Raw genomic sequence first — 22,160 nt, 5'->3', positions numbered from 1 at the left:
GCGGCGCCCCGCCCTGCACCGCGCCGATACCGTGCCGATCACGACGAAGGGCGCCCTCCCCGAAGGGAGGACGCCCGGACTCGCCTCGACCACGTGGGCCACCAGGGGCTCGAACCCTGAACCTACGGATTAAAAGTCCGCAGCTCTGCCAATTGAGCTAGTGGCCCGCGGCCCCAGCTCGCCCGGATGCCCGGGCGGAAGGACCACGGCGATCCTACCCGGTGGGGCCCAGGGCTCCGCCAGTGGATTGCGCGGGCGTGCCGGGCTCGTGGAGCGGGACTTGAGGCGGGGTGTAGTGAACGGCGCGGACCCGGCGGAGCCAGGCCTCGACGGGGCGCTGGTCGGGGGCGGTGGGCAGGACACCGCGGCCGGCCAGCCGGTCGGCGGCGTCGGCGAGCAGACCCTCCGCGAGGGCGGGGCGGTCGGCGATGCGTTCGCCGAGTTCGCGGATGCGTTCGGGGTCGGGCAGCCGGATCAGGTTGCGGCCGGTCTCGTGCAGGCGGACGGCCTGCTCGACCAGCCGGACCAGGTGCCGGGCGTGCTTGGCGGCCCGGCGGCGGGCGGCCGGGTCGGCGGTGTCGCGGGTCAACAGCTTGCGGAACTGCTGGTCGGCGTAGCCGAGGTAGGCCTTCCGCACGGCCGGAGCGCTGAGGAAGGCCGCGCGCAGGCCGACCAGTTCGTCGCCGAGCGGGGTGCGGACCTCGTACAGCTCGTCCGGCAGCCAGACCAGTTCGGAGGCGGTCGGGTTGCAACCCAGCGCCAGTCGGCACCACTTGGCGGCCTCGTGCAGGGTGACGTCGGGCGCGGTGGTGACGTGGGACTCGGCCGGGCGGTGCAGGCCGTGCAACTCCTCGGTGGGGGTGGCGAACAGGCCCAGCCGGTCGAGGTCGGAGCCGGCGTGGGCGAAGCCGTACGCGGTGGAGCCGACGATGCCCGAGAGCAGCACCGTGCCGGGAACGGAGGCGACGCCGGGAACAGAGGCGACGCCGGGAACGGCGGTCGTGGTGGACATCGGCGGACTCCTCTCGGACGGACGGGCGGGCACCACATCCTCGTCCGGGCATCCTCGCCGAGCGGGCCGCGCCGGGCGAGCGAATTCCGGTCCGGGCCGCCCGGCCGCCGGGTAGCGTTCGGTCCATGTCGACCACTCCCACCGACGAGGTCCTGATCGTCACCGGCGCCGGCCGCGGCATCGGAGCCGCCACCGCCCTGCTGGCCGCCCACCGCGGCTACCGGGTCTGCGTCAACTACCGTACGGACGAGGCCTCGGCGACCGCCGTGGTGGACGCCATCCGGGCCGGCGGCGGCACCGCCCTCGCGGTCCGCGCCGACGTCACCCGCACCGCCGAGGTGGAGCGGCTGTTCACCACCGTGGACGACGAGCTCGGCCCGCTCACCGGGCTGGTGAACAACGCCGGCACGCTGGAGAAGCAGTGCCGGCTGGAGGAGATCGACGAGGACCGGCTGACCCGGATCTGGGCCGCCAACATCACCGGCCCGTTCCTGTGCGCGGCCCAGGCCGTCCGCCGGATGTCCACCCGGCACGGCGGGCGGGGCGGCGCCATCGTCAACGTCGGCTCGGCCGCCTCCCGGATCGGCTCGCCGAACGAGTACGTCGACTACGCGGCCGCCAAGGGCGCGGTGGACTCGATGACCCGCGGCCTCGCCCTGGAGGTCGCCGCCGAGGGCATCCGGGTCAACGCGGTGCGGCCGGGGCTGATCCACACCGACATCCACGCGCTCGGCGGCGAGCCCGGCCGGGTCGACCGGGTCGCGCCCGGCCTGCCGATGGGGCGCGGCGGGCAGCCGGAGGAGGTCGCCGAGGCGATCCTCTTCCTGCTCTCCCCGGCGGCCTCGTACACCACCGGGGCGTTCCTGGAGGTCTCGGGCGGGCGCTGAGCAGCCGGTCGCCCACCGGCGGGGGCCGGTTTCGGACGGTGTCCTCCCGCCGGGCCGCCGACGTCGCACTCCTCCTTCCTCCCGCCCGCGCCCGCCCGTACCGTGGTGGCCATGACCGACGCCTTCATCGACATCCCCGGTGTGCGCAACTTCCGTGACGCGGGCGGGATCGGCGCCCTCCGCCGGGGCGTGCTGTACCGCTCCGGGTCCTTCCACACCCTCACCGAGGAGGGCGCCCGGCGGCTCAAGGCCCTCGGCCTGCGGACGGTCTTCGACCTGCGCAGCGCGTACGAGCTGGAGGCCTGGCCGGACCAGCGGCACTGCCTCGACCACGAGACCCTCGGTCTGCCGACCCTTCCCCCGCACCCCGAGGACGCCGACCGGCCCTGGCCCGAGGACCAGGCCGCCCTCTACCCCTTCATGGCCTCGACGGCCGGCCCTTCGCTCGCCGCCGTCGTCCGCCGCCTCGCCGCTCCGGACGCGCTGGCCGCCGTCGTCCACTGCGCCGTCGGCAAGGACCGCACCGGGCTCACCATCGCCGTCCTCCAGTCCCTGCTGGGCGCCTCCGAGGCCGAGATCACCGCCGACTTCCTGCTCTCCAACATCGGCCTCGGCCTCGACAAGGGCCCCACCCCGTACCTCGACGAGACCGGCACCGAGCGCCTCTCCCGCCCGGTCGACGCCGAGCTCCTGGTCTCCTCCCTGGCCTGGATCCACGACCACCACGGCACGATCCCCGACTACCTCCGCCACCACGGCACGACGGACGCCGAACTCGACGCCGCCCGCGCCAACCTCGCGGACTGACGGGCCTTCAGCCCTCCCGGCGCTCGAAGCGCCACCACTGGGCCGGGGCGTCGACGTCCTCGCTCTGGTGGACGTCGGCCTCCGGGGCGTCACCCGCCGTCAGGGGCTTGCCGCTGATGAAACTGGTGACCGTGTAGGTGCCCGGGGCGTCCACGTGGGCCTCCAGCAGCCACTCCTGGGCACCGAAGGCGTTGGCCGACCACTGCTGGATCCGGACGCCGTCGTCCGTCGAGGCGCCGGTGACGTCCAGGCGCTTGCCGCTGCCGGCGTTCTCGATGTGGAACAGCGCGCCGCCCGGGTGGACGGCGGCGAGGCGCCAGAGCTGGGCGTCACTGCCGTCGTCCGCGCCGAGGACGATCCGGGCACCGCTGCGCCGGGAGGCGTCGGCGACCTGCAGCAGCAGGCCGCTCCCGACGTTGCGGACCAGGTAGTTGCCGTCGGTGATCTCGGAGTCCGTCACGGTCGAAGTCTGCCACCGGGCACCGACAGGGGCCCGCGTACGGCCCGGGCGGGCCGGGGCGCGGAGGAGTTTCCGCCGGACCGGCTCCGCCCCCTATGCTGCGGCGAATGTCCACCGAGCAGATACCGTCGCACCGTCAACAGTCCACCTTCTCCGAAGCCGTGGCCGCCCTGGAGGCCGTGGTCGCGGCCGGGGACGACGAGCGGTTCGGGCCCGCCCTCGGGCTGGTCGGCGGGCTGTTCGGCACGGCCGACCCGGCGGAGCAGGCAGCTGCCGGTCCCCGGCTGGCCGCCCTGCTGCCGGACGCCCCGCCGTTCCCCCGGGCGCACCTGGCCATGGTGGTGGGCGCCTGCGTGGAGCACGGCGCCGACCCGGTCGCCTGCTCCGGCCCGGTGCTGGCCGGACTGCGCGGGGCGCTGACCGGCGCGCAGCTGCTGGTGCGGCGCTGGGTCTCCACCGGCGGTGGCCCGCTGCCCGGCGCGGAGGAGGACGATCCGGCCGAGGCGCACGAGCGGATCGCCGACCCGGCGCACCTGGACGAGTGGCACGCCCACCTGGCCGTGGTCGCCTGGTGGACGCTGCACCTGTGGCAGCAGGCGGCCTGGGCGGTGTACGCGCACCCGGAGGTCCGGGCCGAGGCCCGCGCCTCGGGCGTGACCGAGGTGATCCTGGAGCTGTTCGACCGCTACCAGGGCGAGCAGCACGACTTCAAGGGCCTGGTCCACCTGGCGCTGATGCTGGACGACGAGCCGCTGCTGGTGCTCGACCGCCCCACCGGCACCGGCTACCTGCTGCGGATGAGCGGCCTGAGCGACACCTTCCAGCTGCACACCCTGCTCGCCGACGTGCTGATCGGCGGCGGCCACCTGCCCGGCACCCCGCAGGACCGGGAGGTGGTGGCACTGGCCCGGACGGCGTTCCTGGACGGCCGCCGGGTGGTCGCCACCGGCGCCTTCAACCTGGTCGCCCCGGACGGCTCCTGGGTGTGGAACGAGGGGACGCCGAGCGACATCCCGGTGGTGGACGGCGTGCGCACCCTGGTGCTGGAGCCGCTGCCGTACGAGCGGAGCTGGTCGGCCGGACGGTTCATCCAGGAGGCCCCGGGCGACCTGCGGCTGGAGCGGGTGCTCGACCCGGCGGAGGCCGCCCGCCGGCTGGCCGCCACGGTGCCGGGGCAGACGCCCGCGGAGGCGTTCCGGTAGGAGGCCCGGCGGCGCTCCGGTGGACGGCGCTGCCGGCGCTGCCGGCGCTCCGGCGGGAGGCCCCGGCGGCCCCGCTCGTTCACCGGGTTATGGTCGGAAAACGACACAGCCCCCCACGAGTGGAGTCGACGATGGCGAAGGTCCCGAACGTGTTCACGGCCGCCGCACCCGCCGCGCTGACCGCGGCGAGCGGTCTGGTCGGCGGTTACGGCGTCGCCCGGTGGAGCGGCCGGCGCGAACTGGGCGGCGCGGTGCTGGCGGTGGCCGGTGCCGGGGCCGCCGCGCAGTGGCGCCGCAGCGCGGGTGCGGGCACCGCGGCGGCGCTGACCGGCCTGTACGTGGCGGCCTTCGGCGGCTCGCACCCACTGGCGAAGCGGATCGGCGCCTGGCCGTCCGTCTTCGCCGTCACCGGTGTGGTCGCGGCGGCCTCCACGGCCGCCACGGCGCTCGCCGCCCGCCGGAAGTAGCCGACCACCGGACGGTCACCCCGCGGTGAACCGGGCTTCGAAGGCGGCCCGGTTCGCCGAGACCGGCGAGCGGTCCCAGACCGCGAACACCACCTGATCGAAGGCCGCCCCGTACCGGGCCAGCGCCCCCTCGAAGGCCTCGGCGACCTGCGCCGGGTCGTTGCGGAACACCCCGCAGCCCCAGGCCCCGAGCACCAGCGCGCGCACCTCGTGCCGGGCCGCCGCCGCGAGCACCCGCACGGCCCGCTCGGCGAGCACGCCCCGGACGTCCGCACCGGCCGAACGCCGTTCCAGCTGCCCGGCGTTGGGCGCGGGCGAGGTCAGGAAGGTGACGGGGTACGGCTGCGCCAGCAGCTCTCCGCGCCCGTCCCGGATCACCGGCACCGCCGGCGAGACGATCACCCGGTGGCTGTACCGGAGGTCGGTGGAGGCCCGGTGCGCCTCGTAGTAGTCCGGCGCCTCCAGCAGGCAGCTGTACAGCAGCGCGCTGCGGCACAGGTCCTCCTCCTGGGCGCGGGCGCCGCGCAGGTAGCCGCCGCCGGGGTTGCGCGCGGAGGCGAAGTTCAGCACCCCGACCGGCCCCGCCCCGGCCCCGACCAGTCGGCGGGCGGCCTGGATGCTGCCCTCGGCCGTCACCTCGATCCGTCCGGCCGCCGGCCCCGGCCCGCGGTCGCCCGCCGCCAGCAGCGCGTCCGGCCGCTCCGGCGCGTAGGACACCGTGCCGGCCCGCGCCGCCCCCAACTCCTCCCCCACCTGCACGAGTTCGCCCCCGGCCGTCCGGTAGCTCCCCCGCTCGGCGATCTCCTCGTTCACGCGCGCCACATCGTGCAGTCTGCTGCTCATGGCCGCGACGCTACGGGACCGCGGCGCCCGCGCGCCACAGGTTATTCTCACTCCCAGAACAACATCCCCGGGGCCGGCGCGGGGGAACGCGAGGCAGCCGGGGAAACGCGAAGGGCCCGCTCCGGGGGACGGAGCGGGCCCTTCGTACGTTCAGCCGGGCCGGCGGTCGACTACCGCCGGTGCGGCGTCAGTTCTTCCAGCGCGGCTTGCGGTCGTCGCGGTCGAAACCGCCCGGGCGACGGTCCTCGCGGTCACGGCCGGCACCGAAGCCGCCGCGGTCACGGTTGAAGCCACCGCGGTCGGACTGCGGACGGCCGCCGGAGCGGTGGTCGTCGCGGCGCGCGAACGGACGGCTGCTGCCGCCGCGCTCGTCGCGGTCACGGCCGAAGGCCGGGCGGTCGCCGAAGGAACGGGCCGGACGGTCGCCGAAGGAGCGGCCGCCGCGGTCGTCGCGGTCACGGTTGAAGCCGCCACCACGGTTGTCACGGTCACCGAAGCCACCGGAACGGCCACCGCGGTCGTCACGGTCACGGTTGAAGCCGCCACCACGGTTGTCACGGTCACCGAAGCCACCGGAACGGCCACCACGGTCGTCACGGTTGAAGCCGCCGGAACGGCCACCGCGGTCGTCGCGGTCACGGTTGAAGCCGCCACCACGGTTGTCACGGTCACCGAAGCCACCGGAACGGCCACCGCGGTCGTCACGGTTGAAGCCGCCGGAACGGCCGCCACGGTCGTCGCGGTCACGGTTGAAGCCGCCGCCACGGTTGTCACGGTCACCGAAGCCACCGGAACGGCCACCGCGGTCGTCACGGTTGAAGCCGCCGGAACGGCCGCCGCGGTCGTCACGGTCACGGTCACGGCCGAACGCCGGACGCTCGTTGCGCGCCTCGCGGTACGCCGGGGTGCGCTCCTCGGCCACCGGGGCGGCGGTCTCGACGACGGTCTCCGAAGCCTCGACGGACTCGGCCTCGGCGGCCGGCTCCTCGTCCTCGATGCCCAGCTCGGCCCGCTCGCGCGCCGCACGGGCGGACAGGCGGTCGGCCTCCTCGCGCAGCTCGGTGGCGCGGCGCTGCGCGCGCTCCAGCTGGCGGGTCATGTCGGCGAGCTCGCGCTCGGCGGCACCGGCGATGTTGGCGGCGCTCTCGGCCTGGACCTCGGTCAGCGAACGGGCGCCGGTGATCTTGGCGACCTCCGCGTCGAAGGCGTGGTCCAGGATGTGGCGGCTGGCGTCGACGCCCGCGTCCTCCATCAGGCGGAAGACGCCGCGGCGCTGGTGCGGCAGCACCAGGGTGACGACGGCGCCGGAGCGGCCGGCACGGGCGGTGCGGCCGGAGCGGTGCAGGTAGTCCTTGTGGTCGCCGGCCGGGTCCACGTTGAGGACCAGGTCGATGCCGTCGACGTGGATGCCACGGGCGGCGACGTCGGTGGCGACGACGACGTTGACGTAGCCGTCCTTGAAGTCGCCGAGGACGCGGGTACGGGCGCCCTGGGTCATGCCGCCGTGCAGCGCGTCGGCCTTCACGCCGGCCTCGATGAGCTGCTCGGCGACGCGGTCGGCGCCCATCTGGGTGCGGACGAAGATGATCGTGCGGCCCTTGCGGGCGGCGATCGCGTTGGTGATCGGCGCCTTGTCCTTGGGCTTCACCACGAGGATGTGGTGGGTCATGGTGGTGACCGCACCGGCCGACGGGTCGACCTCGTGGGTGACCGGGTTCTTCAGGTAGCGCTTGACCAGGGTGTCGATCTCGTTCTCCAGGGTGGCGGAGAACAGCAGGCGCTGGCCGCCGCTCGGCACCTGGTCGAGGATCTCGGTGACCTCGGGCAGGAAGCCCATGTCGGCCATCTGGTCGGCCTCGTCGAGCACGACGGTCCGGACGTCGGCCAGCTTGGCGCTGCCACGGTTCAGCAGGTCGCGCAGACGGCCGGGGGTGGCGACCAGGACGTCGACGCCGCGCTCCAGCGCGTAGATCTGGTTCGACATCGAGGTACCGCCGCAGACGACCTTGAGCTTGAGGCCGAGCACCGAGCCGAACGGCTCCAGGGCGTCGGCGACCTGCATGGCCAGCTCGCGGGTCGGGACGAGGATCAGGCCGCGCGGGTGCTTGGGCTTGGTGCGCTCGCCGTCGGCGAGGCGGGTCAGCAGCGGCAGGCCGAAGCTCAGGGTCTTGCCGGAGCCGGTGCGGCCACGGCCCAGCACGTCCTTGCCGGCCAGGGCGTCCGGGATGGTCGCGGCCTGGATCGGGAACGGGGTGGTGACACCGCGCTTGGCGAGGGCACGCACGACGTCGTCGTGCAGGCCCAGGTCGCCGAAGGTGATGGTGGGCTCGGCGGCCGCCTCCTCGGTGGCCTCCTCGGCCTCGGCGATCACCTCGTCCGCGGTGGTGTCGATGGTGTCGTCGGAGTCGGTGACATCGGCGGCGGCCTCGTTCGCGGGCATGGCGAAGCGGGCGTCGTCAACGAGAGACATGCAAAACCTTCCGGAAGTGGCACGCGCCAAAGTCCGGGGTTCTGTTTCACAACCGCCTCTATGCGGTCAGCCACGGATCGCCGGAACGCGCCAAGGGCGCCAGATGGGAATAGGGCGCCAGTCAAATGGATCAAACGAACGATCTACCACCATAGACGAACCTGGGGATCGGAGGCAAATGCCCTGCTCAATCCACTAATGCCCGGCCGCGCGCGGGCTCGGTGCCGAGGAACCGGAGCTGCCGGAGGACGGGTCCGGGGCCGGCGGGACGGTCGCGGCGGGCGAGCTGTGCTCCGGTGCGGGCGTGCCGGACGGGCGGCTGCTCGGGGTGGTCGTGGGCCCCCCGGCCGAGCCCCCGCCGGACCTGCCCTCCCCGGTGCCGCCCGCCCCGCCGGTACCGCCGGAGCCCGCCGCGCCGCCGGAGCCGCCCACTCCACCGCCCGGGTGCGGAACGGGACTTGTGTTCGTACCGCCCGCCGAACCACCGCCCGGACCACCGTCGGGAGCGCCCGCCCCCGGCACCGGGACCACCCCGGCCACCGCGCCGTTCGACCCCGGGACCGCCTCGCCGGGCACCGTCGACGCGGCCCCGTTCGACCCACCGTCGCCCTGGAGGCCCCCCGACCGCTCGGGGTGCCCCGAGGCCCCGCCCGGGTGCCCCGAGCCCGGCGAGGCCGAGGGCCCGCCCGTCGCCCCAGGCCGGACCGCCGGCCCGGCCTGCCCGACCGGCGCCACGCCGTGCTTCTCCTCCGCCGCCGGACCCACCGACATGCACCCGGTCAGCCCGAGCCCGGCCACCGTCAGCAGCGCCGCCGCCCGCACCGCGCGCGAGCGCGGGACCGCCGCCACCCGCCCCGGAGCCGGACGCGCCGCGGCCAGCCGCACCCGCACCGCCCGTACCGCCCGCACCGTCCGCGCCGCCCGCACCGAAGCCACTGAGGTCCCTCTCTACCGCCCCACCCGGGCCGCCCACTCGCGCGCGGCCGCTTTCGGTGCCCAACGCGCGCCCGGCCCGGCGGGACACGGGCAGCGCGCAAGCTCGCCCGGCGGGGCCGGCGCCCAGGGGCCCGCCCCGGGGCCGTCCAGGGCCGTCCCGGGGCCGCTCAGGGCTCGTCCGGCGCCCCTCCGGCGACTCTCCGGTGTCCGCGCTCAGCCCCAGAGCGCCGAGGCCAGCTCCGCGCCCCCGTAGACCGCGGCCAGCCCGGCCAGCACGCTGCCGGCCACGTTGGCCAGCGCGTACCGCCCGGCGCCGGTCCCGGACAGCCGCAGGGTCTCGTACGAGAAGGTCGAATAGGTGGTCAGCGCCCCGCAGAGCCCCGTCCCCAGCAGCAGCTGGACCTTCGAGGAGGCCGCGCCCGCCGCCACCGCGCCGGTCACCAGCCCGAGGACCAGGCAGCCGACCACGTTCACCGTGAACGTCCCCCACGGGAACACCGAGTCGTGCCGGGACTGCACCGCCCGGTCGGTCAGGTACCGCAGCGGCGCGCCGACCACCGCGCCCGCCGCCACCAGCAGCCAGTTCACTCCGCCGCCTCCCCCGGGCCCGCTTCCCGGCCCGGCCCCCGGCCCGAACCCTCCTCCGCCCCGCGCCCCGCGTAGGTGACCACCTCGCAGCGGTCCAGCAGCACCAGCCCCTCCGCCACCATCCCGTCCAGCTGCGGCAGGAACGCCCGCACCCGATCCTCCTCGTCCACGATCACCACCGCCACCGGCAGGTCCTCGCTCAGTGACAGCAGCCGCGTGGTGTGCACCAGCGACGAGGCCCCGAACCCCTCGATGCCCCGGAACACGCTCGCCCCGGCCAGCCCGGCCTCCCGGGCCCGGTGCACGATCTCGCTGTACAGCGGTCGGTGGTGCCAGCGGTCGCTCTCCCCGATCAGCACGGTCAGCCGCAGCGCCGGCCCGCCCAGTCGGCTCATCGCACACCCCCGGCCCGCTCCGCGGCGCCCCGCCCGGCCCCGCGGCGGACGACCCGGTGGATCAGACGCCGGGTCAGCCCGGCCGCCGCCCACACCGCGAGCAGCGCGCCCACCAGGGTCAGCCCCAGGTACGCCAGGGCGGGCCCGGTCCGGCCGCCCTCCAGTAGGCGGCGGATGTCCACCGCGTACGTCGAGAAGGTGGTGAACCCGCCCAGCACGCCGGTGCCGAAGAACGGCCGCACCAGCGGATGCGCCTGGCGCCCCTCGGTGATCACCACCAGGAACACCCCGATCACCGCGCAGCCGACCACGTTGACCAGCAACGTCGTCCAGGGGAAGGCCGTCGGGCCGGTCTGCCAGCCGAGCCCGGCCGCGTACCGCGCGGACGCGCCGATCGCCCCGCCCGCCGCGACCACCGCCACCGCCCGCCCCTGCCCGCGCAGCACCGGCGGCCGGCCGGGCCGGCGGGCCCGCGCCGCGGCGCCGTCCACGGTGCCGCCCGCGGCGTCGTCCACGGCGCCCTCCGAGGTCGTCATAGCCCCATCAAACACCGGGCTCCGCCACCTGGCACACCGTCATCCGACACCGGACAATGATCCGGTGGAGATGACCCGGGAAGAGTTCGAGACGCTGGTCGGCGACGCCCTCGACCAGATCCCCCCGCACCTCGCGGCCATGATGGACAACGTCGCGGTCTTCGTCGAGGACGAGCCCGACCCGAGCGACCCGGAGCTCCTCGGGCTCTACGAGGGCACCCCGCTCACCGAGCGCGGCGAGTGGTACGCGGGCGTCCTGCCCGACCGCATCCTGATCTACCGCGGCCCCACCCTGCGCCACTGCGAGACCCGCGAGCAGGTGGTCGAGGAGGTCCGCACCACCGTCATCCACGAGGTCGCCCACCACTTCGGTTTCGACGACCACGAACTCGACGAACTCGGCTGGTCCTGACCCCCGGCCACCGGCCCCACCCACCCCGCACCCCCACCCGGGCGAAACCCGTTTTGGCGATCCGCCCTGCATCCCATATGCTTCTCGACGTCCCCGAACGCTGGAAACAGCGGGACAGGCCGCAAGCCCTCATCGTCTAGTGGCCCAGGACGCCGCCCTTTCAAGGCGGTAGCACGGGTTCGAATCCCGTTGGGGGCACGCAGTACCGTAGTAAAGTGCAGTGCGCAAGACCGCAAGACCCTGAGTGGTTCGCCACTTCTAGGTCCCGTGGAGCAGTTGGTTAGCTCGCCACCCTGTCAAGGTGGAGGTCGCGGGTTCAAGTCCCGTCGGGATCGCTCGTCTCGCAAGAGACGGTGCAGTACGGCCAGGTAGCTCAGTTGGTACGAGCGTCCGCCTGAAAAGCGGAAGGTCGCCGGTTCGACCCCGGCCCTGGCCACAATCGCCTGAAAAGGCAGAACGGCCCCGGAGAGATCACTCTCCGGGGCCGTTTTCATGTCCCGTACGCCAACCGGTACGCCAACGGCTCCGAATCGCGGCGAACCCGGGCAGCCCAAGCGGACTGCCCGGAGGCAGAGACAGCGTGACGCCAATCACAGTCATTCGGCTTCGGCCATGGCGCCATCGGGGCCGTACGGGAAGAGCCGGGGTGGCCCCATACGGCTGATGATGGCCCTCATTGCGGCTTCCTTCTCCTCCGGAGTCGGCCCGGCTGGATCAGTGAGACGGAAGCCTTGGAGGGCCACCTCGTAGGGATCCATGTCCTCCGCCTCCGGCCTGCCCTCCAGCACGAAGCCGAAGAAGAACCGCAGTGCTTCCTCCCCCAAGTCGAGGGGATGGAACGGCAGCGGGTACGGCCCCTTGGCCGGCCATCCCGTCACCGGCTCCACCGGGTGCTCGCCGGCCCAAAAGGGTGCCTCGAACGGCAGCGGCTCGCCGATGTTCTCCATCACCCCGCTGTCCGGAGAGAGGCTGAGCGAGCGGACCAGCTGCCCGTCCTCCCAGACCGCGAAGGCCAGGAAGTCCACCACGCTGTGCATCCAGTGCACGACCAGGCGGCGTCCCGCGCTCGCATCGATCAGGTGCTGCGGCATCCGCGAGGGGTGGTCGCCCATCCAGTGCCGATCGCAGACGATGTCGACTCCGGGGAAGCTGCCGAGGTAGGCAGTCCCATCGGGCGGGTAGGTCGCGTCGCCAAGCTCGCACCTGGCCGACTTCGTGACCTCCCACCCGGGGTAGAGGCGATCGACCAGCTCAGCAGTCCGCTCCGGATCCGCGTCCGCCGGCAACCTCAGCGGGCCAGACAATGCCGTATCCATGGAGACGAGCAGCCCGGTCTTGGCTCCCACGTGTCGGCCCCTCTCCAGAACGATGACCCCCGGATCGAGGGCAGGGCGCAAGGTACCAACCACGTAAGACAGCGGTGCCCGGCAAGACCTGGGTCTTGCCGGGCACCGGACGAACTGATGGACCAGAGCGCGAGGCCAGGAGAGCGCCTCCCCGAGGCGGCTCAGGGCCTTGAGGCGCTCCGCGAGGGAGGCGTGCGCGTAGACCTTCATGGTCACGCCGACGTCGCTGTGGCCGGCGATCTCCCGGACGATGTGCGGAGGCACACCGAGGTCGAGCAGCAGGGTGATGCACGTGTGGCGGAGGTCGTGGAAGCGGAGGTCGTCCAGGCCGAGGCGCCCGCGGACCGCGTGCCAGCTGCGGCGCAGGTTGTCCGGCTCGTACGGGGTACCGATCCGGGACGGGAAGACGAAGCCGTTCTCCTGCCAGTCCATGCCGGCGGCGGCCCGCTCGACGGCCTGACGCTCCCGGTGGTCCACCAGAGCGGCGAGGACCGGTGCGGGCAGCGGCAGGGTGCGCTCGGGAGACAGCGTCGAGCGAGGACCCTGGGGCACACGGGCGGCGCTTCGGCTACGGGCGGAGGTCGACCTGGATGACCGCGTGGCGGCCATTGGTGCGCCATGGCGTCCCAGTGCTGTCGAGCCGCGCGACGACGGCAGCGTCGACACCGACGATCACGTCCGATTTCAGCGTCCGCAGAGCTGTCACGGCTGAGGGGAAGTGGCCGGCCACCTCGGTGAACGCAGTGGTGGGCGGCCACAGCCGATCGCCCACCAGCCGACGGTAGTTGAGGTCGCCCTTGAAGATCGTCATCGCTGCGCCGGCGAACTCGGACCGGAGGTCGGCGGGCATGTCGTGGAACGGTAGCGGTGCGCAGAAGAACGAGTGCGTGCGGACCACGAGCACGCCCCTGTTCATCGCTCGCCACAGTCGTTCGCCGATCGTCGCGGCAGCCGCGCTGGTGGCGGTGCGCAGGCGCTGGACGGTGGCGAGGACATCGGCCATCGTCGCGTCCGACACGTAGTACGGCTGCGGCTTCACGTAGACGACGACCTGTGCCGCCAGGCCGGAAGCGAGGAGGTGGTCGACCAGCACCAGGTCCGGCAGGAGCTCCCGGCCGGCGTTGTCCGCGATGATGCAGACACGCCCGCCTCCGGCCCGCTCCAGCTCGGCCCAGAGCGCCTCGCTGTCGTCGGCCACCAGGTCGGACGCGATCGACCCTCCGGCCTCCTCCGTGATCTGGAAGCTCAGGTCGGCCCGGTTGCCCCAGAGCGCCGAGGAGAGGAGCGCGGCGGCTCGCTTGTCGGTGAAGTCCGAGGGCAGGTCGCCGAGGGCCGCCAGCTCGGCGTCGACGGCCGGGCCGGCGAGTTCAGCGTCCTTGAACGGTGCGAACGGGTCGATGCCCTGCCAAGTCCCGGGCCGGAAGTAGCCGGTGGCTTCGAGCAGCCTGCGGTAGAAGTAGCTCTCGGCCCACAGGAACGGCGCCTCGCCCCACCTCCGTCCGAACAGGCCCTCACCCCACTCCAGCCACTGCTGGTGATCGTGGGCACTGGTGCTGAGCGGTTGCAGCACACCGTCAGTGCTCTCGGCGAGGAGCTCCTCGACCGCGACTCGCTCGCCCGAGCCGTACGGCAACGCGTCGAGGACCTGCTGGACAAGCTTGGGGTGGCGTTCGTGAAAGACACTCCAAGCGAAGGATCCGGGGACATCGCTGCGGATCACGGGTGCGGTCATCACGGTCGGGCTCGTCTCCCTGATCGACATCTCAGCTGACAGCTGTCCAGCCCCAGGGGCGTGGACCGTTCTGCCCTTGCAGGCACGAGAGACGGTAGTGAGCTTCCGCCCGGTGTCGAGCCGGATCGGCCGCCGCGTGCTGGAGAGCGAAGCAGGTGACCCGGAGCTCACGGATGCTCCGCAGCACCGGGTAGCCGGCCCAGGTCATCACGTCGGCACCGTACGCCTCGCAGAAGGCGGCGTACTCGCTGTCCGAAACGGTGCCGAAGGTGCCGTAGCCGACGGCGGTGGCTGTGAGGTCCCACTCGGGTCGTCCCAGGGAGGTTCGTTCGAAGTCGAGCAGGTAGGTGGTGGTCGGTGTGACTGCTACGTTGCCGCGCCACGCATCGCCGTGGATGACACTCGCAGGCAGGCCCGGTGGGAGGCTCGGCCATGCCGCTTGGAGCTCTGCCAAGCGGTCGCGCAGCCACTGACGCTGCGTGTCGTCGAGCGTGGCCGCCCCGTCGATCCTGTCGGCGAGCCGAACGAACGGGTCTAGGGTGCCCAATGGGAAGTCAGGAACAGGAAGTTCGTGGACACGTCGGAGGAGCGGCGCGATGTCGGCAGCGGTTCCTGGCCGGTGCGGGGGCAGCTCGTGCCAGAAGGTCACGGGGTTGTCGTCGACGTCCACTGGCTCCCGCAGGTGCTCGAGCGGGCGAACCGCAGGAACTCCGCAGTCACGCAGCCAGCGTGCGACCGCCAGTTCGCGCCCGGCGGCAGCCGACTGCCCGGGGCGGCTGATGCGAGCCACGATCCCCAGCGGCAATCGCCACAGCGCGTTCTCCCCGATCCGGATCGGTTCGGCTCCCGCTGCGGACAGGCCGACCGTCGCGCACGCCTTGAGCAGTAGGGAGTGGGAGTCCTCGATGTTGCTCACGCTGCCACCGTAGCGGCGATCTGTTCCCGCAGGTCCCGGATGTCGCCGAGGTTGCGGTGGCGATGGGCGACCCGACCGAGTTCAGCCAGCTCGTGGTTGGCACGGAGCGAGCGGAGGTCGCTGACCTCCGCGAGGGCGCTCCGGCCCTCGGCCAACGCCTGCTCAGGGTCACCGGCAGCCATCTGGAGCGTGGCGAGCTTGGTTCGGGAGAACGCGCGGGATCTGGCGAATCCGTCGCCGTGGCCGTCGACCGCTGCCTGGAGTCGTCGGAGGGCTTCCTGCGGCGGATAGCCGGCGAGGGCGAGGTCGAACAGGGCGTGGCCGGTGTCGCCGTGGTGCTGGGCGTCGTCGTAATACGCCATCCACGGTCCCTCAGCGGCCGGGCTGATCGAGGTGAACGAGTCGTCGGACGCGCCGATCGCGGCCAGGGTCTGCTGGGCTCGACCCATCTTCGCCAGGGCCCGCGCGCGAGCGTTGTGGAGCATGGACTGTTCCGCGGGTGAGAGTCGGTCGGCGCGCGCCAGGCCGAGCTCGGCGAAGGTGAGACCGGCGTCGGGATCTCCACGCCAGATGGCTTGGCGGGAGCGGAGGTTGTACGAGATGGCGCGTAGCGGCCAGTTGTCCACTTCCTCGGCGCACGACGTGGCGAAGGCGAAGAGCCGGTGGGCGTCTTCGTGGGCGAAGGCGTCGAAGGCCGATGCGCCGACCACGGTCGCCAGACGGCTGACGGCTCCGAACAGTTCGGTCCGCAACGGAGTGGGGCAGCGACTGTTCAGGAGACCGGCAGCCCAGGGCAGTTGGGCGAGCGCCGTGTCACGGACGACGCCGGCTCCGCCGTAGAGGTTGTCCCAGCTTCGCAGTGTGGTCGCTGCGGTGCGGATCTGCTCGACATCGGCGGGCCGAACCGCTGCGGGTACCGCGGTGGCCGGGGTGGAGGTCAGGAGCTGGGCCAGAGGGCCGGCGGCGAGAGCTGCACTGGTCACGGCAAGGAAGTTGCGTCGTTCCACGGGGTCGGACTCATTCCACTCGAAGGCTGGCGGTGGCATTTCCAGCGTGCCCCCGCGCACCTCCCCTCGGGGAGGCTTGACGGCCCCCGTGCGCCGTTTGTCCATTACCGCTGAGCGGTTGTCCAATTCGGCCTCGGCCAGCACGACACTTCGCGCGAGCACTCCGCCGGTCTCCAAGACCGCGTCTAACGCCTGGGCGTGGTGAAGCTTGCAGGGCCGCTCCGCCCGCTCGATCTTGCTGATCAGGTCCCCACTCAGGTGGACCAACTGCCCGAGCCTGTCCTGGCTCAACCCCCTGAGCTTCCGCCAGTACTGAAGTTCCGCACCGAACCAGTGGGCCGCGGATCGGGTGGGGTCCAGAGGCTTGAGTGGTCGCGGCACGTGATCCCCCAGGGCGTCTCTTGTGGACAGCAGTCGCTGTCCGAATGCCGGCACTGGTCGGGCCGTTCACCGACAAGGCTGAATGTTTCCGAGCGCTAAGCGCCCATTACACACCGCTACGAGCCTGACGTGCAGGTGTCGGCGCAACTACGCGTCGAGCGCGCCCGCGGGCTGCCGCCGTAGCCGGACCGACGGAAGAGGAGATCGCCATGCAGCGAGTCAGCACGACCGTGCAGAACAGCAGCATCACCATCGAGACCGGGCGTCCGCTCCCCACCGACCTCGTCCTGCTGGAACCCTCGGGGCGACCACCCGGTTCCCCCTGGAGGGGGAGGGGGACCCGTCCGCGGGACGATCCGGCGGACGGGGGCGGCGCGGGACCGTGGACGGCATGGAGACGACACGGGACACGGGCTGGAACCGGGCGGTGCGGGGAGCCGGGTACGCGGCGGCGGGGTGGGCCGTGGCCTTCGCGCTGGTGCATCTGTACTGGCTGGCGGACGGACGGCTGGGGCTGCCGGACGGGCGGTCGGTGTGGAGCAGCACGCCGCTGCTGGTGATCGACGTGATCGCGATCCCGTTGTGCGCGGTGGCCGCCGCGGTGGCGCTGGCGCCGCTGCGGCGGTGGGGCGCACGGGTGCCGGCCCGGCTGCTGGGCACGGCGCTGTGGGGCACCACCGCGCTGCTGGTGCTGCACGCCGCGCCGTCCGTGCCGGACTGGATCGCGCTGGCCGCCGGCAGCCGATCGGGGGCCGAACTGGACGCGATGGCCCGGTTCGCGACCTTCGGCTACGAGCCGTTCTTCCTGGCCGGCGGCCTGCTGTTCGCCGCCGCCTCGCTCGGTCACCGGGCGCCCGGCCGGTCGGCCGTGGTGAGCCGGTCAGCGGCTCGGTCAGCGGCTCGGTGAGCCGGTCAGCGGCTCGGTCAGCGGCTCGGTGAGCCGGTCAGCCGGTCAGCCGGGCGGTGAGCCAGTCGGCGGTGGCGGGGAGCCAGTCCGGCAGGGCGGTGCCGAGCAGGTGGTTGCCGTGCGGCACGAGCAGCAGTTCGGCGTTCGGGGCGTGCTCGGCGAGGTGGGTGGCGGCGGTGACGCCCGGGATGCGGTCCTCGCCGCCCTCGACCACCAGCAGCGGGACGGTGATCGCCGGCGCGAGGGCGGTCAGGTCGATCCGCTCGGCGAAGGCGCGGGCCGCCTGGTACCCGCCGCAGCGCTGCGCCAGGGTCGCGGTGACGAACGGGACCAGGCCCTCCCAGTCCAGCCGGTACGGGCCGCTGACCATGGCGGCGGCGCGCAGCCGCGGCTCGTGGGCGGCGGCCACGGCCGCGTAGTGGCCGCCCAGGCTGAGGCCGATCACGGCGGTCCGGTCCGGGTCCAGCCCCGCACGGCCGGCCAGCGCGTCGAGGGCGCGGCCGACCACCCGGTGGTACTCCGGCTCCGGCGCGCTGCCGGCGGCCAGCACGCCCTGCCCGGGCCCGTCGACGGCGAGCACCGCGACGCCCCGGGCGAGCAGGGCGTCGGCGACCGCGTGGAACTCCTCCTTGCCCGAGTCCATCCCCGGCACCACCAGGACCACCGGGGCCCGGCCGCCGCTCCCGTCGGCCGCCCTGCCGGCCGCCGGGCGGCGCAGCCAGCCCGCGAAGCCCTCGCCCTCGACCCGCTCCGCCCCCGGGTCGAGCAGGGCCAGCGCCCGCCGCATCGCCTCGTCGGCCTCCGCGGCGGCCTGGGCCGCGGCCGCCCGGTCGGGGTGCGGGAGCAGCCCGGCGAAGTGGTACCAGCGGGCGGCGCTCCGGTACCGCTCGCCGGCGGTGACGGTGCGGCCCTCGGCGGCGGCCCGCTCCGCCGCCCCGGCGTGCCGGTGGCCGGCCGCCCGGCAGGCGGCCGGCCAGTCGTGCGGGGAGGTCAGCGGGGCGGTGACCCGGGCGTACTCGTACGGGTCCAGGCCGGCGCCGTGGGCGCGCGGCCGGTTCTCCTCGACGAAGGCGGGCAGCAGGCCGGGGGTGTCGAGGAAGGAGAGGTCGGGCACGGCGGGGGTTCCCTTCGAAGTCGTTCGCATCGTTCGCATCATTCGCATCGTTCGGAGCGGGTGTCGGGCGGGCATCGGGCGGGCGTCAGGCGAGGGTCAGGACGGCCTTGCCGCGGATCCGGCGCTCGCGCAGGTCGGTGAGCACGGCGGCGGTCTCCGCCCAGGGCGCGACCCGGCCGAGCTCCGGGGTCAGCCGCCCCTCCCGGGTGAGGCGCACCAGGGTGGCCAGGTCGGCGCCGTCCGGGATGTCCGAGTCCGCGTAGTGGAAGTGCCGGACGACCGCCGACTCCGGGCCCGCGAAGAAGTCGAAGAAGTCGAGCGTGACGGGCGTCCGGGAGGCCTGGCCGAACCAGATCAGGGTGCCGCGCCGGGCCAGCCGGGCCAGCGCGAGCGGCAGCGCGGCGCCGCCGGTGGACTCCAGCACCAGGTCGTACGGCCCGCGCGCCTCGCCCGGCTCGTGGACCACCTCGGCCGCTCCCAGCTCGACCAGCCGCCGGCCGCGCTCCGGGGAGGCGGTGACGGCGGTCAGCTCGGCCCCGGCCGCGGCGGCCAGCTCGGTGACGTAGTGCCCGACGCCCCCGGAGGCCCCGGTGAGCAGCACCCGCCGTCCGGCCAGCGGCCCCGCCGCCCGGAGCAGCCGCAGCGCGGTGAGGCCGGCCAGCGGCAGCGCGGCGGCCCGTACGGTGTCCAGGCCGTCGGGCAGTTCGGCGAGGGAGGAGGTCGGGACGCACACGTACTCGGCCCACCCGGCGGCGGGCGGATGCCCGACCACCCGGCGGCAGACGGCCGGGCCCGACCCGTCGGCGGCGGCCTGCACCACCAGTCCGGCCACGTCCTTCCCGGGCCGCCACCCGGCCCGGGGCGCCTCCAGCTGGAAGGTCTCGCCCCGGTTCACCGAGAACGCCTCCACCTTCACCAGCGCCTCCCCGGGCCCCGGCCGCGGCTGTTCCACCTCCGCGAACCGCACCGGCTCCGCCGCCCGCCCCGTCGCCACCAGCGCCTTCATCCCCACTCCTCCGTCGGCCACTCCCTCACCCCACCGCGCACCGCCCCGGCCGGTCCAACAACCGCGGGACGACGGCGACAACCACCGGTTGTCCGGCCAGGAGCGACGGGCCTTGGACGGCACCACGCGGCACGGCGGAGCGAAGCGCCCGGCCGCGGGGCGGCGACGACCCACCCGACCGCGCCGCGACCGCGGCCGGGGCGGGTGCCCCGCGGGAGTTCGGGGGCAGGCCCTAAGGTGCCCGGGTGGATCTGGATCTGGCGCAGGTGCGGGCGTTCGTCGTGGCGGCCGAGGAGTTGCACTTCGGGCGGGCGGCCGGGCGGTTGGGGATCAGCCAGCAGGGGCTGTCGAAGCGGGTGGCGCGGCTGGAGGCGGTGCTGGGGGTGCGGCTGCTGGACCGGGACGCGCGCGGGGTGGGGCTGACGGGGGCGGGGCTGCGGTTCCTGGAGCCGGCCCGGCGGGCGCTGACGCAGGGGGAGCGGGCGGTGGCGGCCGCGGGGTGCGCGGCGCGGCCGCTGCGGATCGACGTGTGGGGGCACCTGTACGCCCCGATGCGTACGCTCGCGCAGGCGGTGGACGCGGCGCCGGGGCTGCAGGTGGAGCCGGTGCCCGGCCGGGACCTGCCGTCCGTCGCGGCGGCCGTGCTGCGCGGGGAGTCGGACGCCGGGTTCGGCCGGGTGCACCGGCTGCCGGGCGGCGGGGGCGAGTTGACGCACCGGCTGGTCCGGCTGGAGCCGGTGGACGTCCTGCTGAGCACCGGCCATCCGCTGGCCGGCCGGGACGTCCTGCGCCCGGGCGACCTGCGGGACAGTGTGCTGCGCTACCCGGCGGCGGTGGACCGGCTGGACTTCCTGACCCGCTTCGCCGAGCGCTTCGGGATCGCCCGCCGGGTCGGCTCGACCAACCTGGGCCTGGAGCATTTCGTGGACCAGGTCCGCGCCGACCCGGCGTGCTTCTCCCTCGTCCCCGCCGACGGCCCGCCGCCCGGACGCCCGGGTGTCCGCACCGTCCCACTGGCGAACCCGACCCCGCTCTACGCCTGGTCGCTCCTCTGGCGCACCGGTCCCGACACCGACCCGCACCCCCGACTGGACGACCTGCTGCGGGCGTTCACCACCGGGGCTGCCCGCAACCGGTGGCTGGAGTACGACCCGGCCCGCGACTGGCTCCCGGACGCCGACCAGGCCGCGCTCCGCCCGTGAAGGGCGCCCCGACCGCCCCGATCACCCCGGCCACCCGACGGCCACCCGCCGCCACCCCGGCGGCCCGGCGGCCCCGACGGCCACCGGCTCAGGACGTCCGGAGCCAGGTGTCCTTGACGCGCTCCACCGAGCCGTCCGCCGCGTAGTAGGTGACGGTCGCCGCGTCGGTGCCGGGCTTCGCCAGGATGCCGTAGTAGCGGAACGGGGAGTCCCCGACCACGACCGGCACCGCCTCGGTGGTGCCGCCGCTCTTCCAGGCGACCACGACCTTCGTGATGTCGGCCTGGACCCCCTCGATCACCACCGGCGGGACGCCCGCGCCGTCGTTGAGGCCGAGCGACGAGCCGCCGACGGCGCCCGGGAACCCGCCCGGGGCGGAGACCGCGTGCAGGGTGTCGTCCGCCTGCCGCTTGCCGTCCACGGTGTAGTAGTAGTTCACCCTGTCGATGCGCGTGTCCCAGTTGATGTCGATGTCCTTCTGGGTGACCGGCTTCACCGCCGGGTTGGCCGCGTGCCGCTCCGCCTGGATCATCCGGGCCTGCTGGGCGAAGTCCTCCTTGCCGGGGACGGCCGGCCACAGCGCGGTCCAGGCCTGCCAGGTGTGGCCGTTCGCGCTGCCTTCGGCGACCTTGACCCGGACGGGGTTGAACGGGTCCCGGGCGGTGGGCGCACCCGTGGTGCTCACCGCGGTGGCCGAGGCCGCGGCCGAGGCCGCCACCACGGTCGAGACGGCCTGCCGGCCGCGCTCGCCGAGCACCGCCGTGCCTCCGGCGACGCCGGCGACCAGCACCGCCGCCACCCCGGCGGTCAGCAGCCGCCGGTGCCGCAGTCGCCGCCGGCCGCCGGCGACCAGCCGGTCGTACGGGACCGTCCCGGTCTCGACGCTCCCGGCCAGTTCGCCCAGGGCCCGCACGGCCGCCGTCTCGTCTCCGGTCGCCGTGTTCCCGGGCAGGAACTCGTTGCTCATCTTGCCCCTCCGATGCTGGTCAGTCCGATGAGTGAGGAGGCCCCGCGGAGCTTGGCCAGGCCTCTGGCCGCCTGGCTCTTGACCGTGCCGACCGAGCAGCCCATCGCCACCGCGGTCTGGGTCTCGCTGAGGTCCTCCCAGTACCGCAGCACCACGGCCTGGCGCTGGCGCGGCGGCAGGGTGCCGAGTGCGGCGAGCAGCACGGCCCGGTCGTCCGGGTCGGCGCCGGCCGGTGCGGGCCGGTCCGGGAACTCGGTGACCGGGTACTCGACCAGCCGCCGCCGGAACCGTCTGGCGTGCTCGTTGATCACGATCCGGCGCACATAGGCGTACGGGTCGTCCGCGGCACGCACCCGGTTCCACGCCGCGTACGCCCGCTCCAGCGCCTGCTGGACCAGGTCCTCGGCGCCGTGCCGGTCCCCCGCGAGCAGGAACGCCGTCCTGAGCAGCCGTGACCACGCACTGCCGACGAACGTCCGGAACTCCTCGTCCCGGGCGGTCTTGTGGGCTCCCATGAGCACCTCCTCAACCTCCCGGAGCCCGGGACGGCCTCGGACCGTTGCCTGC

21 protein-coding genes, 4 tRNA genes and 1 pseudogene are annotated in these 22,160 nt (G+C 74.1%); 10 read left to right on the top strand and 16 right to left on the bottom strand.

Translation table 11 applies throughout. The features are described 5' to 3' along the window. Positions 1–94 precede the first annotated feature (94 nt). Together ACZ6EM_RS12925 and ACZ6EM_RS12920 are read right to left on the bottom strand one after the other, a co-directional pair. Positions 95–167, bottom strand: a tRNA-Lys gene (locus ACZ6EM_RS12925). A 47-nt stretch (positions 168–214) separates the two neighbouring features. Continuing rightward, the gene (locus ACZ6EM_RS12920) at positions 215–1,012 is read right to left on the bottom strand and encodes a nucleotidyltransferase domain-containing protein (protein WP_380547004.1); all 798 of its coding nucleotides are present in this window, start codon (positions 1,010–1,012) and stop codon (positions 215–217) included. Positions 1,013–1,137: 125 nt separating this feature from the next. On the opposite strand from ACZ6EM_RS12920, the gene ACZ6EM_RS12915 reads away from it, so the two are divergent. Further along, positions 1,138–1,899: an SDR family oxidoreductase gene (locus ACZ6EM_RS12915; protein WP_465772360.1), complete on the top strand. Its 762-nt coding sequence runs from the start codon at positions 1,138–1,140 to the stop codon at positions 1,897–1,899. Between the two features lie 111 nt (positions 1,900–2,010). Then, on the top strand, positions 2,011–2,706 hold the full coding sequence (locus ACZ6EM_RS12910; RefSeq protein WP_380547001.1) for a tyrosine-protein phosphatase: 696 nt from the start codon (positions 2,011–2,013) through the stop codon (positions 2,704–2,706). 7 nt (positions 2,707–2,713) lie between these two features. Here ACZ6EM_RS12910 and ACZ6EM_RS12905 read toward each other — a convergent pair. Beyond that, positions 2,714–3,172 (bottom strand): annotated as a pseudogene (locus tag ACZ6EM_RS12905) (RICIN domain-containing protein); the annotation flags it as partial. A 101-nt stretch (positions 3,173–3,273) separates the two neighbouring features. On the opposite strand from ACZ6EM_RS12905, the gene ACZ6EM_RS12900 reads away from it, so the two are divergent. Beyond that, positions 3,274–4,368: a hypothetical protein gene (locus ACZ6EM_RS12900; RefSeq protein WP_465772359.1), complete on the top strand. Its 1,095-nt coding sequence runs from the start codon at positions 3,274–3,276 to the stop codon at positions 4,366–4,368. A gap of 131 nt (positions 4,369–4,499) precedes the next feature. Next, on the top strand, positions 4,500–4,835 hold the full coding sequence (locus ACZ6EM_RS12895; protein ID WP_359897948.1) for a hypothetical protein: 336 nt from the start codon (positions 4,500–4,502) through the stop codon (positions 4,833–4,835). Between the two features lie 15 nt (positions 4,836–4,850). On the opposite strand, the gene ACZ6EM_RS12890 is transcribed toward ACZ6EM_RS12895, so the two are convergent. From ACZ6EM_RS12890 to crcB (ACZ6EM_RS12870), 5 genes are all read right to left on the bottom strand, one after another. After that, positions 4,851–5,678 (bottom strand): TIGR02452 family protein, encoded by an 828-nt coding sequence (locus tag ACZ6EM_RS12890; protein ID WP_465772358.1) that lies wholly within the window; start codon positions 5,676–5,678, stop codon positions 4,851–4,853. A 187-nt stretch (positions 5,679–5,865) separates the two neighbouring features. Further along, positions 5,866–8,148, bottom strand: coding sequence for a DEAD/DEAH box helicase (locus ACZ6EM_RS12885; protein ID WP_465772357.1), 2,283 nt, complete (start codon positions 8,146–8,148; stop codon positions 5,866–5,868). 1,149 nt (positions 8,149–9,297) lie between these two features. Continuing rightward, positions 9,298–9,672 carry a fluoride efflux transporter CrcB gene (crcB, locus tag ACZ6EM_RS12880; protein WP_465772356.1) on the bottom strand — a complete coding sequence of 125 codons (375 nt, stop codon included), beginning with the start codon at positions 9,670–9,672 and terminating at the stop codon, positions 9,298–9,300. Next, on the bottom strand, positions 9,669–10,067 hold the full coding sequence (locus ACZ6EM_RS12875) for a DUF190 domain-containing protein (protein WP_465772355.1): 399 nt from the start codon (positions 10,065–10,067) through the stop codon (positions 9,669–9,671). The genes crcB (ACZ6EM_RS12880) and ACZ6EM_RS12875 overlap by 4 nt, the downstream gene beginning before the upstream one ends. Beyond that, positions 10,064–10,603 (bottom strand): fluoride efflux transporter CrcB, encoded by a 540-nt coding sequence (crcB, locus tag ACZ6EM_RS12870; protein WP_401056323.1) that lies wholly within the window; start codon positions 10,601–10,603, stop codon positions 10,064–10,066. Before crcB (ACZ6EM_RS12870) ends, ACZ6EM_RS12875 begins: the two co-directional genes overlap by 4 nt. 70 nt (positions 10,604–10,673) lie before the next feature. Between crcB (ACZ6EM_RS12870) and ACZ6EM_RS12865 the strand changes: the two genes are divergently transcribed. From ACZ6EM_RS12865 to ACZ6EM_RS12850, 4 genes are all read left to right on the top strand, one after another. Further along, positions 10,674–11,015 (top strand): metallopeptidase family protein, encoded by a 342-nt coding sequence (locus tag ACZ6EM_RS12865; protein WP_359897958.1) that lies wholly within the window; start codon positions 10,674–10,676, stop codon positions 11,013–11,015. Between the two features lie 125 nt (positions 11,016–11,140). After that, a tRNA-Glu gene (locus ACZ6EM_RS12860) sits at positions 11,141–11,213 on the top strand. Between the two features lie 63 nt (positions 11,214–11,276). Beyond that, a tRNA-Asp gene (locus tag ACZ6EM_RS12855) sits at positions 11,277–11,350 on the top strand. A 27-nt stretch (positions 11,351–11,377) separates the two neighbouring features. Next, positions 11,378–11,451, top strand: a tRNA-Phe gene (locus ACZ6EM_RS12850). A 160-nt stretch (positions 11,452–11,611) separates the two neighbouring features. On the opposite strand, the gene ACZ6EM_RS12845 is transcribed toward ACZ6EM_RS12850, so the two are convergent. Genes ACZ6EM_RS12845 through ACZ6EM_RS12830 form a run of 4 tightly spaced genes read right to left on the bottom strand, consistent with a single transcriptional unit; the run spans position 11,612 to position 16,397 of the window. Beyond that, positions 11,612–12,970: a tyrosine-type recombinase/integrase gene (locus ACZ6EM_RS12845; RefSeq protein WP_465772354.1), complete on the bottom strand. Its 1,359-nt coding sequence runs from the start codon at positions 12,968–12,970 to the stop codon at positions 11,612–11,614. Further along, positions 12,930–14,093 (bottom strand): damage-control phosphatase ARMT1 family protein, encoded by a 1,164-nt coding sequence (locus tag ACZ6EM_RS12840; protein WP_465772353.1) that lies wholly within the window; start codon positions 14,091–14,093, stop codon positions 12,930–12,932. The genes ACZ6EM_RS12845 and ACZ6EM_RS12840 overlap by 41 nt, the downstream gene beginning before the upstream one ends. 31 nt (positions 14,094–14,124) lie before the next feature. Continuing rightward, the gene (locus ACZ6EM_RS12835) at positions 14,125–15,009 is read right to left on the bottom strand and encodes a phosphotransferase family protein (protein WP_401050304.1); all 885 of its coding nucleotides are present in this window, start codon (positions 15,007–15,009) and stop codon (positions 14,125–14,127) included. Further along, a complete protein-coding gene (locus ACZ6EM_RS12830; RefSeq protein ID WP_465772352.1) occupies positions 15,006–16,397 on the bottom strand; it encodes a helix-turn-helix domain-containing protein in 1,392 nt (463 codons plus the stop codon). Before ACZ6EM_RS12830 ends, ACZ6EM_RS12835 begins: the two co-directional genes overlap by 4 nt. A 391-nt stretch (positions 16,398–16,788) precedes the next feature. On the opposite strand from ACZ6EM_RS12830, the gene ACZ6EM_RS12825 reads away from it, so the two are divergent. Then, positions 16,789–17,304 carry a DUF3995 domain-containing protein gene (locus ACZ6EM_RS12825; protein ID WP_465772351.1) on the top strand — a complete coding sequence of 172 codons (516 nt, stop codon included), beginning with the start codon at positions 16,789–16,791 and terminating at the stop codon, positions 17,302–17,304. A 37-nt stretch (positions 17,305–17,341) separates the two neighbouring features. Here ACZ6EM_RS12825 and ACZ6EM_RS12820 read toward each other — a convergent pair whose 3' ends face one another. Both ACZ6EM_RS12820 and ACZ6EM_RS12815 read right to left on the bottom strand, forming a co-directional pair. Continuing rightward, complete coding sequence (locus ACZ6EM_RS12820; RefSeq protein WP_465772350.1) at positions 17,342–18,448, bottom strand: alpha/beta hydrolase family protein; 1,107 nt, start codon at positions 18,446–18,448, stop codon at positions 17,342–17,344. A gap of 55 nt (positions 18,449–18,503) precedes the next feature. Next, positions 18,504–19,424 carry a zinc-binding dehydrogenase gene (locus tag ACZ6EM_RS12815; protein ID WP_465772349.1) on the bottom strand — a complete coding sequence of 307 codons (921 nt, stop codon included), beginning with the start codon at positions 19,422–19,424 and terminating at the stop codon, positions 18,504–18,506. 245 nt (positions 19,425–19,669) lie between these two features. Here ACZ6EM_RS12815 and ACZ6EM_RS12810 point away from each other — a divergent pair, with 245 nt between their 5' ends. Next, the gene (locus tag ACZ6EM_RS12810) at positions 19,670–20,626 is read left to right on the top strand and encodes a LysR family transcriptional regulator (protein ID WP_465772348.1); all 957 of its coding nucleotides are present in this window, start codon (positions 19,670–19,672) and stop codon (positions 20,624–20,626) included. Positions 20,627–20,714: 88 nt separating this feature from the next. Here ACZ6EM_RS12810 and ACZ6EM_RS12805 read toward each other — a convergent pair whose 3' ends face one another. Both ACZ6EM_RS12805 and ACZ6EM_RS12800 read right to left on the bottom strand, forming a co-directional pair. Next, entirely contained in the window at positions 20,715–21,593 is an 879-nt protein-coding gene (locus ACZ6EM_RS12805) for a hypothetical protein (protein WP_465772347.1), read from the bottom strand. Then, positions 21,590–22,108 (bottom strand): SigE family RNA polymerase sigma factor, encoded by a 519-nt coding sequence (locus ACZ6EM_RS12800; RefSeq protein ID WP_359897967.1) that lies wholly within the window; start codon positions 22,106–22,108, stop codon positions 21,590–21,592. Before ACZ6EM_RS12800 ends, ACZ6EM_RS12805 begins: the two co-directional genes overlap by 4 nt. Positions 22,109–22,160 lie beyond the last annotated feature (52 nt).

The sequence above is a fragment of the Kitasatospora sp. NPDC041917 genome (genome assembly GCF_055589745.1).
The sequence above is the reverse complement of the archived record's forward strand: the minus strand, read 5'-3'. Positions and strand labels throughout refer to the sequence as shown.